The 14,783-nt window shown below is 68.3% G+C and carries 9 protein-coding genes; 7 read left to right on the plus strand and 2 right to left on the minus strand.

The features are described 5' to 3' along the window. Positions 1–176 precede the first annotated feature (176 nt). Positions 177–1,154, minus strand: coding sequence for a LacI family DNA-binding transcriptional regulator (locus RAB70_RS05865; protein ID WP_230979394.1), 978 nt, complete (start codon positions 1,152–1,154; stop codon positions 177–179). 403 nt (positions 1,155–1,557) lie between these two features. Here RAB70_RS05865 and RAB70_RS05870 point away from each other — a divergent pair, with 403 nt between their 5' ends. The 7 genes from RAB70_RS05870 (at position 1,558) to RAB70_RS05900 (ending at position 13,620) form a co-directional block, all read left to right on the plus strand. Next, on the plus strand, positions 1,558–4,689 hold the full coding sequence (locus tag RAB70_RS05870; protein WP_017911596.1) for a TonB-dependent receptor: 3,132 nt from the start codon (positions 1,558–1,560) through the stop codon (positions 4,687–4,689). 95 nt (positions 4,690–4,784) lie between these two features. Further along, positions 4,785–5,543: a SapC family protein gene (locus RAB70_RS05875; protein WP_192578950.1), complete on the plus strand. Its 759-nt coding sequence runs from the start codon at positions 4,785–4,787 to the stop codon at positions 5,541–5,543. A 20-nt stretch (positions 5,544–5,563) separates the two neighbouring features. Further along, complete coding sequence (locus RAB70_RS05880; RefSeq protein WP_148829186.1) at positions 5,564–6,565, plus strand: cupin-like domain-containing protein; 1,002 nt, start codon at positions 5,564–5,566, stop codon at positions 6,563–6,565. Positions 6,566–6,578: 13 nt separating this feature from the next. After that, positions 6,579–8,108 (plus strand): tryptophan halogenase family protein, encoded by a 1,530-nt coding sequence (locus tag RAB70_RS05885; RefSeq protein WP_148829185.1) that lies wholly within the window; start codon positions 6,579–6,581, stop codon positions 8,106–8,108. Between the two features lie 24 nt (positions 8,109–8,132). Further along, a complete protein-coding gene (xylB, locus tag RAB70_RS05890) occupies positions 8,133–9,665 on the plus strand; it encodes a xylulokinase (RefSeq protein WP_170268076.1) in 1,533 nt (510 codons plus the stop codon). Positions 9,666–9,709: 44 nt separating this feature from the next. Continuing rightward, positions 9,710–11,044 carry a xylose isomerase gene (gene xylA, locus RAB70_RS05895; RefSeq protein WP_148829183.1) on the plus strand — a complete coding sequence of 445 codons (1,335 nt, stop codon included), beginning with the start codon at positions 9,710–9,712 and terminating at the stop codon, positions 11,042–11,044. A gap of 23 nt (positions 11,045–11,067) precedes the next feature. Beyond that, the gene (locus RAB70_RS05900) at positions 11,068–13,620 is read left to right on the plus strand and encodes an exo 1,3/1,4-beta-D-glucan glucohydrolase (protein WP_148829182.1); all 2,553 of its coding nucleotides are present in this window, start codon (positions 11,068–11,070) and stop codon (positions 13,618–13,620) included. Between the two features lie 14 nt (positions 13,621–13,634). Here RAB70_RS05900 and RAB70_RS05905 read toward each other — a convergent pair whose 3' ends face one another. Next, positions 13,635–14,693 (minus strand): LacI family DNA-binding transcriptional regulator, encoded by a 1,059-nt coding sequence (locus tag RAB70_RS05905; protein WP_017908659.1) that lies wholly within the window; start codon positions 14,691–14,693, stop codon positions 13,635–13,637. Positions 14,694–14,783: the final 90 nt, after the last annotated feature.

Here is a 14,783-nt window from a genome sequence, read left to right on the forward strand (position 1 = left end):
TCAAAAGCAACAGCAAAAGCCACAGCCACAGCAACAGCAACAGCCACAGCCACAGCAAAGGCAACGACAACGGCAACGGCAACGGCAAAAGCGTTCGGCGAATGAGCGTTTTACGTACCTGAGACACAGACGCCGCATCTGCAGCGGCTTCCCGGTCGCTCGTCTATGGCACGAGGTTAGCGAACCAGCGAAGGCCGCAACACCGAATCGCGCGCGACCAATCGATGCGGCACCACATGATCGACATAGGCGCGCTCGGAACCAGCCCCTTGCCGGATCTCCCGCAACAACAGATCGATGGCCGCATCGGTCATGTCCGCCACCGGTTGATGGATGGTCGTCAGCTCCGGCCACACCATCGTCGACGCCGACGTGTCGTCGAATCCCACCACCGACAGATCCTGCGGCACCTTCAGGCGGCGACGATGCGCCACCGACACCACCGCCGAGGCCATGTCGTCGTTGCTCGCGAAAATCGCACTGGGGCGTGCCCGCAACGCCAACAGTCGCTCGGCGGCCTCGAGTCCGGCGCGATAGGTGAAGTCGCCCGGCTGCACGAGCGCGGCGTCGTAGTCGATGCCCGCATCCGCCAGGGCATCGCGGTAACCCTGCCAGCGGTGCGCACTGGCGGTCTGGTTCGGGTCGCCGGTGATGTAGCCGATGCGCGTATGCCCGTGCGCGATCAGGTGCGAGACCATGTCATGGCTGGCGCGGCGGTCGTCGATGTGCACGCAGGACAGCCTGTCGCTGAACCGGCTCGACGCAATGGAGACGACGGGAATGCCGGCGTCGACGAACACGGCGACGATGGCTTTCGATTCGCACAAGGGCGCGGGGAGAATCACCCCTGCCACGCTGCTGCAGAGCGTGCGTGCGGCCTCGCGGCGTGCCCGCGGACCCAGTCCGTCCCACGTGGCGATCACCAGTTGCGCCGCCACGCGGGTCGAACCACGCAGCGCGCCGACCAGCAGTTCGCGCAGATAGCTGGAGCTGGGATTGGTATAGATCAACGCGATGCAGGTGCGCTGCGCGGCGGCGAGCGCGCTGGCGGCCGGGTTGGGCCGGTAGTCCAGCGCGCGCACGCTGTGCGTCACTCGCTCGCGCGTGCTCTCGCGCACGCCGGCGTGACCGTGGGTGACGCGCGAGACGGTCATCGGCGAGACGCCCGCATGCGCCGCGACGTCGTCGATGGTGATGGCGTTCCCTCTTCGACGCGTCGTTTTGGGGGTGTTCTTCAAGGAATGCAGTCCTTTGTTGCGACGCATGATGACAAGCGATGTCCCGGGTGCGTAGTCTGCGCCGTGACGCGATGATAGCGCTATCAATCAGCGGCAGTCGGGCTCGGGGGGAGCCTTTATCGCGCGTCGTCTGGCAATCCTGAAACGGAGTTTTGAGTCGCAGCGACCGCAGAGCGCGCTGCGATGTTCGGCGTGGAAGACGGGCATCGCCCGTGCGTGCCTCTTAGGGGAGGGGCGGTACATCCATCGATCGCATGTCAGAGGGGAGAGTCATGAGCGCTTCTATGTTTCGTCGTAGCCCAGACCTGGGGGCTCGTCCATGAGCCGCACGCTGGCGAAGTTCAAATCCAGGGCCATGTTCACCTTCGTCGGTGGCGTCCTGGTCATCAATCCCGCATTCGCACAGGACGCGTCGACGCCCGCGCCGGCGGCAGAGCAACAGGCGCAGAGCAGCCCGACGCAGCTGGACACGGTCCAGGTCACCGGCCTGCGCAACAGCCTCAGCCAGGCGATGGACATCAAGCGCGACGCCGCGGGCGTGGTGGATGCCATCAGTGCCGAAGACATCGGCAAGTTCCCCGATACCAACCTGGCCGAGTCGCTGCAGCGCATCACCGGTATCTCCATCGAACGGCGCGATGGCGAAGGCGCGCAGGTCACCGCGCGCGGCTTCGGCCCGCAGTTCAACATGGTGACGCTCAACGGGCGGCAGATGCCGGGCGCCGATGCGTTCGGCGCTGCCGGCCAGGTCGCCATCGGCGGCGTCGATGGCGGTACCCGCGCCTTCAACTTCGCCCAGCTCGCCGCCGAGGCGATCAATGGCATCGAGGTCTACAAGACCAGCCAGGCCAACATGCCCAGCGGCGGCATCGGCGCCACCATCAACATCCTGACCGCGCGCCCGTTCGACCACCAGGGCATCGTCGCCAGTGCCGGCGCCAAGGCCGTCTCCGACCGCAGCCAGCCGTTCGACAACGACATCACCCCGGAACTGTCGGGCATCTTCAGCTACAGCAATCCGGACAAGACCTTCGGCGTCGGCGTGAGCGCGAGCTACCAGAAGCGCAAGGGCGGCTCGGTGCAGGCCACCGAGAACTATTGGAACGTGCAGCCGTGGACGGGCTCGATGCCCGGCAATCCGACCGTGGTCAATGCGCCGCAGATCGGCGCGCTGTACGCCCGCCCGAACGACCTGCGCTATGCGTTCTCCGAGTTCGAACGCGAGCGCGTCAACGGCCAGGCGGTGCTGCAGTTCGCACCCACCGACAGCCTGACGCTGACCCTGGACTACACCTACTCGACCAACGAGATCACCGAGAATCGTGGCGAGCAGGGCATGTGGCTGCAGAACAGCAACTACACCGATGTGACGTTCGATACCAGCGGCGCGGTGGCCGTGCCGACCTACATCCGCGAGATCGCCGGCACCAAGGATTTCGGCCTTGAGCAGCAGCGCAGCATGCAGAAGTACAAGCTGGGCTCGCTCGGTCTGAATGCGGTGTGGAACGTGACCGACCGGCTCAAGCTCAGCTTCGACGCGCACGACTCGAAGAACGAAAGCCGTCCGAACGATCCGCTGACCGGTGGCGGCTCCCTCTTCATGAGCATCGCCGGCACCAACAACTGCACCACCGGGCCGCACTGCGGCGGCTCCTGGGTGCAGGAGCTGAACTTCAACAATGGCCTGCCGATCGGCACCCAGGTCTGGTATCCGAGCGACGCCGCTGCCGCGGCCAAGGCCAATGGCGTGGTCAATCCGGGCTTCGTGCCCGGCGAGATCGGTTCGCAGGTGCTGCGGGTCAACTCGCAGAGCCAGATCAGCCAGATCAAGCAGGCGCGCGTCGACGGGGAATGGAGCTTCGACCAGGGCCGCTTCCAGTTCGGCGTGGACACCAACAAGTCGACCACCCACCGCATCCAGGCCGCCGAGGCGTACTCCACGCTGGGCGACTGGGGCGTGGCCAACGTCGATCGGGATACCGCCGGCGGCCTGATGAACCTGATGCAGCCGGTCAACATCATCGGCCTGTTCCATGACTACGGCGGGACGAGTTGGCCGGCATGGCGCGGCGATGCGGGCCGGCTGGCGGAATGGGCGGCCAGCCAGTACGGCGTCGGCCTGGGCGTGAGCCCGCAGCGCGCCGCCGACAACTTCGTGGAGGAGAAGACCCGCTCGGCGTACTTCCAGGTGGAACTGGATGGCGAGCTGGCCGGTCGGCGCACCAATACACGGCTTGGCGTGCGCTACGAAACCACCGACGTGGTGTCGACCTCGATCATCGCCACGCCCGAGGCGATCGAGTGGCAGTCCAACAACGACTTCCGCGTGGTGCTGTCCAACGAGCAGCAGCCGTTCAGCGAGAAGACCACGTACAGCTACATCCTGCCCAACCTGGATTTCAGCATCGACCTCACCGATACGCTGAAAGGCCGCGTCTCCTTCGGCAAGAGCATCGCGCGCGCGCCGATCGGCAATCTGTATGCCGGCCCCGGGGCGCAGCAGCCGTTCGGCTCGGTGCTGATCGATCCGTCCTCGCGGGCCAGCGGCAACGCGCAGAATCCGTCGCTGAAGCCGCTGGAGTCCGACAACCTCGACCTGGCGCTGGAGTGGTACTTCGCCGATGCGAGCTACCTGTCGGTGACGTACTGGAACAAGTCGGTCAACAACTTCATCGGCAACACCGTCGTGCAGGAGAATCTGTACGGCCTGCGCGATCCCACCTCGGGTCCGGACGCGAAGTCGGCGCTGGCGTTCCTCACCAGCGGCGCTTGTCTGGCCCAGGTCGGCCCGGCCAATGCGGCGGCCTGCTCGGCCAACGACACCTCGCTGTTCACCGCGCTGGCCCTGCTGCGCAACAACCCGGCCGGCCTGGCCGCCTACAACGGCACCGGTGCGCAGGTGCTGGCGACCGAAGCGGCCTACGATCTCTACGGCGAGGCCGACGATCCGCTGTACGAGTTCAACGTCAACCGTCCGATCAACCAGAACCAGGCCAAGCTGCACGGCTGGGAGCTCGGCGGGCAGTACTTCCTCGGCGACACCGGGTTCGGCATCCTCGCCAACTACACCATCGTCAAGGGCGACGTCGGCTACGACAACGGTGGCGACCCGGGCATCGACCAGTTCGCGCTCACCGGCCTGAGCGACACCGCCAACGCGGTGCTGATGTACGAGAAGTACGGCTGGTCGGTGCGCCTGGCCTGGAACTGGCGCGACCAGTACCTGATCCTGGCCAACCAGGGTACCAGCCGCAATCCGTACTATGTGGAACCCTACGAACAGTGGGATCTCAGCGTGAACTACACGTTGAACGATCACTGGTCGTTCGGGCTGGAGGCGATCAACCTGACCGGCGAGGACGTACGCTGGCGCTCGCGCACCTCGAAGATGATCGTGAAGCTGGCCGACCAGAGCCCGCGTTATATGCTGGGCGTTCGCTATAAGTTCTGAACAAGGCGGAGAGGTTCTCTTCGCATGTCGCCACGGGCGCCGCTGCGATTGCGGCGGCGCCCCGTGCCGGACTCCAGAGGGGAGTGCGCACCACCATGCCGCGTTACGAGATGCTCAACAACATCGCCCATCGCGACCTGCGCGTGGCCACCGACTTCGGTCCGGAGTTCGGCGACGCGGTGGGGATGGTGCCGGCCTACCCCAGCGAGTACGCCGAGCTGCAGCGGGAATATCCGATCTTCCTGCGCAAGGATCCGGCGGACGGCGCCTGGCAGTCGGTGGTGCTGCTGGGGTTCGAGCAGCACGAGAACCTGTTCCTGCAGGAGCGGCGCTGGACGGCCTCCTATCTCCCTGGGGCGGCGGCCAAGGGGCCGTTCCTGATCGGCTTCCAGGAGCAGCGCATCGACGGCGTGCTGACCCAGGACGCGGTGCTGCACGTGGACATGGAGCATCCGCGGGTGACGGCGCTGCAGGGCGAGCCGGTGTTTCTGCCGCAGGGCGGCAACACGCCCTATCTCGACCACATCGCCGGCGTGCTGCGCGGTATCCACGAAGGCCATGCATTCGGCGCGGAGATGTTCGCCGCGCTCGATGCACACGGCTTGATCCAGCCGGTGGCGCTCGACGTGCAGCTCGATGCGCAGCACCGCGTCGGCGTGAACGGCCTGCACGCGATCGACCGTGAGCGCCTGGCCCAACTGGACGGCGCCGCGCTGGCCGCGCTCAACCGCGCCGGCTATCTGGAAGGCGCGTACCTGATGCTGGCCTCGCTGCACAACATGCGCCGCCTGATCGCCGAGAAGCAGCGGCGCCTGCGCCTGCAGGATGCCGCCGGCGCGGCAGGCAGGAACTGAGCGTGCCGGACGGCGCAGCCATGCGGACACTGGAGGGCGTGCAGCCCACCGCGCTGCCACTGCAGGACCTGGTGGCGGCCGGGGAGCCGGTGGTGTTGCGCGGCATCGCGCGCGACTGGGGACTTGTCCAGGCCGGCTTGCGCTCCACGCAGGACGCCCTGTCCTACCTGCGCGGCTTCGATACGGGCGTGCCTGTTCCATATTCCTTCGGCGAGCCCGGGATCGAAGGACGCCCGTTCTACAACGCCGACTTCACCGCGTTGAATTTCGAGGTCCGCCGCGGAACGCTCACGCAGGTGCTGGAGGCGATCGCCGCGACCTTCGAGGATCCGCGGCCGCCCACGTACTATGTCGCGTCGCTGCCGATCGAGCGGGCGCTGCCCGGCTTCGCCCAGGCCAACGACGCCGGCCTGGCCGGGCAGGGCGTCGATGCGCCGCCGAGCATCTGGATCGGCAACCGGGTGACGGCGTCCTGTCATTTCGACACGCCGGACAACCTGGCCTGCTGTGCGGTGGGCCGGCGCCACGTCACCCTGTTTCCGCCCGAGCAGATCGACAACCTGTATCCGGGGCCGCTGGAGCCGACGCCGGGCGGCCAGGTGGTCAGCGTGGTCGATGTCGACCGCCCCGACTTCGCGCGCTATCCGCGTTTCCGCGATGCGCTGGCCAGCGCACGGCACGCAGAGCTGGAGCCGGGCGATGCGCTGTTCATCCCCAGCATGTGGTGGCACCACGTACGCAGCCTCGCGCCGTTCAACGTGCTGGTGAACTACTGGTGGCGCAGTGCGCCGGCGTTCCTGCCCTCGCCGCTGACGGCGTTGCAGCACGCGATGTGGGCGTTGCGCGATCTGCCGGCGCGCGAGAAGCAGGCCTGGGCCAAGCTCTTCGACTACTACGTGTTCGGCCCCGGCGAACGCGCAGGCCAGCACCTGCCCGAGGCCGCCCGGGGCGAACTGGCCCCGTTCGACGAGGCACGGGCACGCCGCACGCGCGCGCAGCTGTTGGCGCGGCTCAACCGTTGATGGGGACTTTGTCGTGAACCTAGCCAACACCACGGACGGACGCATCCGCAAGGTCGTCATCGCCGGCGGCGGCACCGCGGGCTGGCTGGCCGGCTGCGCGCTGGCCCACCAGTTCCGCGATCGCCTGGACATCACCCTGGTGGAGTCCGAGCAGATCGGCACCGTGGGCGTCGGCGAGTCGACCGTGCCGCCGATCCGCGCCTTCCACCGCTTTTTGCAGATCGACGAACAGGAATTCCTGCGCGCCGTCGCCGGCACGTTCAAGCTGTCGATCTCGTTCGAACATTGGCGCCGCCCCGGCGATCGCTTCATCCATCCGTTCGGCACGATCGGGCAGGGCACCTGGGCCACGCCGTTCCATCATTTCTGGCTGGACAGCCTGCGCCGCGGCATGCCGTCGGACCTGGGCGATTTCTGCCTGGAGAGCGTGGCCTCGCGTGCGGACCGGTTCTCGCTGGAGACGCAACCGCAGGTCAACTACGCCTATCACTTCGATGCCGCGCTCTACGCGAAGTTCCTGCGCAAGAAGGCCGAAGGGTACGGCCTGTGCCGGGTCGAGGGACAGATCCGCGAGGTCCGGCAACATGCGCACGACGGCTCGGTCGCGGCGCTGCTGCTGGAAGACGGGCAGCTCATCGAGGGCGATCTGTTCATCGACTGCACCGGATTCCGCGGCCTGCTGACCGAGCAGACCCTGCACACCGGCTACGAAGACTGGCGCGAATGGTTGCCCAGCGATCGCGCCGTGGCGGTGCAGACCGAGGCGGTCGCGCCGCCGGTGCCGTATACCCGTGCCATCGCGCACGAGGCTGGGTGGCGTTGGCATATCGCCCTGCAGCACCGGGTCGGGTGCGGGTTGGTGTTCTCCAGCCGGCACATGTCCGACGACGAGGCGCACGCCAAGCTGCTGCGCGACGTCGACGGCCCGCCGCTGCGCGACCCGTGGCTGGTGCCGTTTCGCAGCGGGCGCAGGCTGCAGGCCTGGAACAGGAACGTGGTGGCGCTGGGCCTGGCCAGCGGCTTCATCGAGCCGCTGGAATCGACCAGCATCCACCTGACCATCAGTGCGGTGGTGCGCCTGATCCAGCTGTTTCCCCACGAGGGCATCAGCCCGGCGCTGGTGGAGCTGTACAACACGGTCAGCCGCCAGGAGATGGAGCACGTGCGCGATTTCATCATCCTGCACTACCACGCCACCCAGCGCGACGAGCCGATGTGGAAAGCCTGCCGCGAAATGGCGCTGCCGGAGTCGCTGGCGATTCGGCTGCGCGCCTGGCGCGAACGGGCGCACGCCTGGCAGGGCCCGGGCGAGTTGTTCCGCGTGGACTCCTGGACCAGCGTGTTGCTGGGGCAGGGCATCCAGCCGGGACCGCCGCATCCGCTGGCCGCCGCCATCGGCGACGCGGATCTGCGCACGCTGCTGACGCGGATCCGGCAGCCGCTGCAGCAGGCCAGCGCGGCGATGCCGTCGCAGGCGGAGTTCATCGAACGCTATTGCAAGGCGTCGCCCGAGGTCTGGCAACGGAGCAGTTCCCTGGCGTAACGGCACCCACGCTGTCGTCCAAAAATGATAGCGCTAACGAAAAGGCGGTACGACGTGGAAGAAAGGGAACTGGTAGCCGGAATCGATGCGGGGACGCAGAGCCTGAAGGTCGTGGTCTACGACCCGGTCGGGCGCAGCGTCGTGGCCAGCAGCAGTGCGCCGCTGGAGTTGCATTCCGCCGCCGATGGCAGCCGTGAACAACATCCGGCCGACTGGGTCGCGGCCCTGCAGGTCTGCTTCCACGCCATCGATCCTGCGCTGCGCTCGCGCCTCGCCGCGCTGGCGGTCTCCGGCCAGCAGCATGGCTTCGTGCCGGTCGATGCGGCAGGCGAGGTGCTGGCACCGGCCAAGCTGTGGTGCGACACCAGCACCTCGGCCGAGTGCGTGCAGATCATGGACGCGCTCGGCGGCGCGGCGCGCACCATCGCGCTGGCGGGCAATCCGATCCTCACCGGTTACACAGCCTCCAAGCTGCCGTGGACCAAGACGCACCGGCCCGAGGCCTATGCGCGGCTCGCCACGATCCTGCTGCCGCACGACTACCTCAACTTCGTGCTGACCGGCCAGCGCTTCTGCGAGTACGGCGACGCCTCGGGCACGGGCTGGCTGGACGTGCGCACGCGCACCTGGTCGACCGAGCTGTTGCGCGCCACCGATCCGCAGCGCGATCTGGCGGCTTGCCTGCCGCGTTTCGCCGCGCCCGATGCCTTGTTCGACATCGACCCCGCCGCCGCGCACATGTTCGGTCTGCCGGCGACGCTGAAGGTCGCCGTCGGCGGCGGCGACAACATGATGGCGGCCATCGGCACCGGCTGCGTCGTGCCCGGCCGCCTGGCGATGAGTCTGGGCACCTCCGGCACCCTGTTCGCCTACTCCGACACGCCGGTGGTCGACCCGGACGGTGCGTGGGCCGCGTTCTGCTCCTCCACCGGCGGCTGGTTGCCGCTGATCTGCACGATGAACTGCACCGTGGCGACCGAGCAGGTCGCCGCCGCGTTCGGCTTCAGCACACGCGACGGCGATGCGCATCTGCACGCCACCGCGCCCGGTGCCGACGGCCTGGTGATGCTGCCGTTCCTCAATGGCGAGCGCACGCCGGACCTGCCGTTGGGCAAGGGCCTGCTGGCGGGCCTGGACACGCACAACATGACCCCGGCCCACCTCTATCGCGCGGCGATGGAAGGGGCGACCTACAGCCTGAAGTACGGCTTCGACGCGTTCGTGCGTGCCGGCATGCAGTTCGAGCGCATCGTGCTGACCGGCGGCGGCAGCAACAGCGGCGCGTGGCGGCAGCTGGTGGCCGATGTGTTCGGCCTGCCGGTGGACGTGCCCACGCAGCCGGAAGGCGCGGCGTTCGGTGCGGCCTTGCAGGCGCTGTGGGCCGTGGGCCTGGCACGCGGCGATGCCGCTTCCATTGCCGACATCGCGCAACAGCATGTGGCGGTCGATCCGCAGCTGTCCGCCCGTCCGGATCCGGCGCGCACCCAGGCCTATGCCGCGGCCTATGCACGCTTCCTGCGCCACCTCGACGCCTGCCTGCCGCTGTTCCGCGGCTGATTGCCCGTTTCGCACGCCCTCCCACCACGACAGGAACCCGCACCATGCACACTCAGCCCTTCATCGGCGCCAAGGAATATTTCTCCGGTATCGGCCGCATCCCCTTCGAAGGCCGCGGCTCGGACAACCCGCTGGCCTTCAAGGTCTACGACGCCAACAAGGTCGTCGGCGGAAAGACCATGCAGGACCATCTGCGCTTCGCAGTCTGCTACTGGCACACCTTCTGCAACGCCGGGCAGGATCCGTTCGGCCCGGGCACGCGCCATTTCCCGTGGGAGGTCGGTGCGCCGCTGGCCAGCGCCGAGGCGAAAGTGGATGCGGCGTTCGAGTTCTTCACCAAGCTCGGCGTGCCGTACTGGTGCTTCCACGACATCGACCTGGCGCCGGACGCTGACGATGCCGGGCAGTACGAGAAGAACCTCAAGCACATGGTGGGCCTGGCCAAGGCGCGCCAGGACGCGACCGGCATGAAGCTGCTGTGGGGCACGGCGAATCTGTTCTCGCATCCGCGCTACATGAACGGTGCCGCGACCAATCCCGATTTCGCCGTGGTGGCGCGCGCCGCCGTGCAGGTCAAGGCGGCGCTGGAAGCGACGGTGGAACTGGGCGGCGAGCATTACGTGTTCTGGGGCGGCCGCGAAGGCTATGCCTCGCTGGTCAACACGCAGATGAAACGCGAACTCGAGCACTTCGCGCGCTTCCTCACCATGGCGCGCGACTACGGCCGCAGCATTGGCCTGAAGGGCAACTTCCTGATCGAGCCCAAGCCGATGGAGCCGATGAAGCACCAGTACGACTTCGACAGCGCGACGGTGGCGGGCTTCCTGAAGCAGCACGGCCTGGACAAGGACTTCAAGCTCAACATCGAGGCCAACCACGCCACGCTGTCCGGCCACACCTTCGAGCACGACCTGCAGGTCGCCTCCGACCACGGCCTGCTGGGCAGCATCGACGCCAACCGCGGCAATGCGCAGAACGGCTGGGATACCGACCAGTTCCCGACCGACCTGTACGACACCGTGGGCGCCATGCTGGTGGTGCTGCGCCAGGGCGGCCTGGAGGGCGGCCTGAACTTCGACGCCAAGGTGCGCCGCGAGTCTACCGAGCTGGAGGATCTGTTCATCGCCCACATCGGTGGCATGGACGCGTTCGCCCGCGGGCTGGAAGTCGCCCATGCGTTGCTCAACGATTCGCCGTGGGAGCGCTGGCGCCAGGAGCGCTATGCCAGCTTCGACAGCGGCGCCGGCGAGCAGTTCGCGCGCGGTGCGCTCGGCCTCGCCGAGCTGGCCGCACTGGGCGCGAAGGGCGGCGAGCCGCGGCAGATCAGCGGCCGCCAGGAGCGTTACGAGAACCTGATCAACCAGTACCTGCTGCGCTGAGCGCGGCGGCAAGGAGCAGCGCCGTGACCGACACCGATTCCACCCGCCACAGCGGCGCGTTGCTGGCCGCGCTGCTGCTGGCGCTCGCCGTGTGCAAGGGCGACGTCCAGGCCGCGGCGCCCGCCGCGGCAGAGGCCAGCCCCTGGCCCAGCGTGCGCTGGCCGCTGCCCGAGGATCCCGCGCTGGAACAGCGCCTCACCGACCTGATCGCCACCATGACGTTGGAGGAAAAGGTCGGCCAACTGGTGCAGGGCGATATCGGCAGCCTCACCCCGGAGGATGTGCGCACCTATCGGTTGGGGTCGATCCTGGCCGGCGGCAATTCCGATCCCGGCGGCCGCTACGATGCCGCGCCGGCCGAGTGGCTGGCGCTGGCCGATGCGTTCTATGCGGCGTCGATGGACACGTCGCACGGCGGCAAGGCGATTCCGGTGCTGTTCGGCATCGATGCGGTGCACGGGCAGAGCAACATCGTCGGCGCCACCCTGTTTCCGCACAACATCGGCCTGGGCGCGACCCGCAACCCGGCGTTGCTGCGCCGGATCGGCGAAATCACCGCGCTGGAGACCCGTGCCACCGGCATGGAGTGGACCTTCGCGCCGACCGTGGCGGTGCCGCAGGACGACCGCTGGGGGCGTACCTACGAGGGCTATTCCGAGTCGCCGGACGTGGTGGCCAGCTACGCCGGTGCGATGGTCGAGGGGCTGCAGGGCAAGGTGGGTACGCCGGACTTCCTAGATGGGCGCCATGTGATCGCCTCGGTCAAGCACTTCCTGGGCGATGGCGGCACCAGTGACGGCCGCGACCAGGGCGACACCAAAATCGGCGAAGCCGAACTGGTCCGTATCCATGCTGCGGGCTATCCCCCGGCCATCGCCGCCGGCGCGCAGACCGCGATGGCCTCGTTCAACAGCGTCAACGGCGAAAAGATGCACGGCCACAAGACCTACCTGACCGATGCGCTGAAGGGGCGCATGCACTTCGGCGGTTTCGTGGTCGGCGACTGGAACGGCCACGGACAGGTCAAGGGCTGCACGCCGACCGATTGCCCGGCCACCATCAACGCCGGCCTGGACATGGCCATGGCCTCGGACAGTTGGAAGGGCTTCTACACCACCACGCTGGCGGCGGCGAAGAACGGCACCATCTCGCAACGGCGCCTGGACGATGCGGTGCGCCGGATCCTGCGGGTCAAGATGCGGCTGGGCCTGTTCGAGGCGGGCAAGCCGTCGGCGCGCGCGGTCGGTGGGCAGTTCGCGCTGATCGGCGCGCCGGCGCATCGCGCGGTGGCGCGGCAGGCGGTGCGCGAGTCGCTGGTGCTGCTGAAGAACCAGGGCGGTCTGCTGCCGCTGTCGCCGAAGCAGCGCATCCTGGTGGCCGGCGACGGTGCCAACGACGTCGGCAAGCAGGCCGGCGGCTGGACGCTGAACTGGCAGGGCACCGGCACCACCCGCAAGGATTTCCCGAATGCGGACACCATCTACGAGGGCTTCGCGCAGCAGGCCAAGGCCGCGGGCGGCGAGGCCGTGCTTTCGGTCGACGGCACGTACGCCACCAAGCCGGACGTCGCGGTGGTGGTGTTCGGCGAGAATCCCTACGCGGAGTTCCAGGGCGATCGGCCGACCCTGGCCTACAAGCCGGGCGACGACACCGACCTGGCGCTGATCAAGCGGCTCAAGGCCGACGGCATTCCGGTGGTCGCGGTGTTCCTCAGCGGGCGCCCGCTGTGGGTCAACCGCGAACTCAACGCGGCCGATGCCTTCGTGGCGGCGTGGCTGCCCGGCTCGGAAGGCGCGGGTATCGCCGACGTGTTGCTGCGCACTGCGCAGGGCGGCGTGCAGCACGACTTCAAGGGCACGCTGAGCTTCAGTTGGCCGCGCACGGCCACGCAATACGCCAACAACGTGGGGCAGAAGGGCTACGACCCGCTGTTCGCCTTCGGCTACGGCCTGCGCTATGCCGACAACGGCAACCTGGCCAGGTTGCCGGAAGTCTCCGGCCTCACCGGCAACGAAGCTGCGGCCGGCGTGTTCTTCGTCCGCGGCGCGGCCGGCCCGGGCATGGCGCTGCGCCTGGAAGGCAGCACCGGGCAGGGCGTCACCGTCACCCGCGTGCCGGAATCGCTCGACGGCGCGCTGCTGAAGGTTACTGGCGTGGACCACCTGGCGCAGGAGGATGGCCGCCGCCTCGCCTGGTCGGGTGGACGCGAGGCGGTGGTCGCGCTGCAGTCGCATACGCCGCTGGACCTGCAGCGCGAGAGCAATGGCGACTTGATGCTGGTGACCACGCTGCGCGTGGACGCCGCCCCGCAGGGCGAGGCGTGGCTGGCGGTCGGCTGCGGCAGCGGCTGCGCCGCGCGGGTGGCGATCGGGCCGACGCTGACAGCCCTGCCGGTCGGCCAGTGGAAGCGCGTGGGCGTGCCGCTCAAGTGCCTGGCGGCGGCCGGCGCGGATCTGAGCAAGCTGGATCGTCCGTGGGCATTGACCACGGCGGGCGCGATGACGCTGTCGGTGTCGCGGGTCGCGCTCGGCGCATTGAACGAAGCGGAGAGCACTGTCGCATGCCCGAGCGCGTGAGCCTGCGTCCTGCGTCAGCGCCCCTTGGGTGGGCCGGCGACCGAACCGCGCAGCACCAGCCGGTGCGGGACCACGTGGTCGCTGGACATGCGTGCGTCGTCGCGCTTGCGGCGGATGCTGCGCAGCAGGATGTCGATGGCGGCATCGGCCATCGAGGCGATCGGTTGGTGGATGGTGGTGAGTTCCGGCCACACGGTGGTGGCGGCCGAGGTGTCGTCGAAGCCGACCACCGACAGGTCGCGCGGCACTTCCAGGCCGCGCCGGTGCGCGACGGAGATCGCCGCCGCGCCCATGTCGTCGTTGCTGGCGAAGATCGCGGTCGGCGGCCGCCGCTGCGACAGCAGCTTTTCGGCGGCGGCCAACCCCGAGCGGTAGGTGTAGTCGCCCTGCTGGACCAGGCCGGGTTCGACCTTCAGCCCGGCCTCCTGCAGCGCGGTGACGAAGCCCTCGTAGCGCCGCGCACTGGCGCTGAGGTCCTGGCGCCCACGGATGAAGCCGATGCGCCGGTGGCCGTGCTGGATCAGGTGTTCGGCCATCTCCTTGCCGGCATGGAAGTCGTCGATGCGCACGCAGGAGATCGCGTCGCTGAGGCGCCCGGCGGCGATCGCGATCACCGGGATGCCGGCCTTCACCAGTTCGCTCACCGCCGCCTGCGATTCGCACAACGGCGGCGGCAGGATCACGCCATCCACGCGCCCGCCCAGGGCACGCGCGGCCTTGCGCTCGGCATCGGGGTCCAGGTCTTCCCAGTAGTGGATGACCAACTGGATGGCGGCGTTGGAGGCGACGCGCAGCAGGCCGACCAGCAGCTCGCGCAGGTAGGCGCCGCTGGGATTGGTGTAGATCAGGGCGATGCGGGTGTGCTGCGCGGCGGCCAGCGAACTGGCGGCCAGGTTGGGCGTGTAGCCCAGTTCGCGCACCGCGCGCATCACGCGCTCGCGGGTGGCATCGCGCACCTTGCCCTGGTTGATCGCGCGCGACACGGTCATCGGCGAAACCCCGGCCAAGGCCGCCACCTCGTCGATCGTCACCCCGCTGGTCTTGCGGCGGACCGCTTTCTTCGGCTTGTCCAAAACGCGTTCCCTTTGTTGTTCCTGACGCTGCCGCGCCGCGGGTATGCCGTCAGCTTACAAGGTTTGCTGGCGGCGCTTGGGCGCCGTCCG

This window comes from Xanthomonas sontii, assembly GCF_040529055.1.
GTDB classification, from domain to species: Bacteria; Pseudomonadota; Gammaproteobacteria; order Xanthomonadales; family Xanthomonadaceae; genus Xanthomonas_A; species Xanthomonas_A sontii.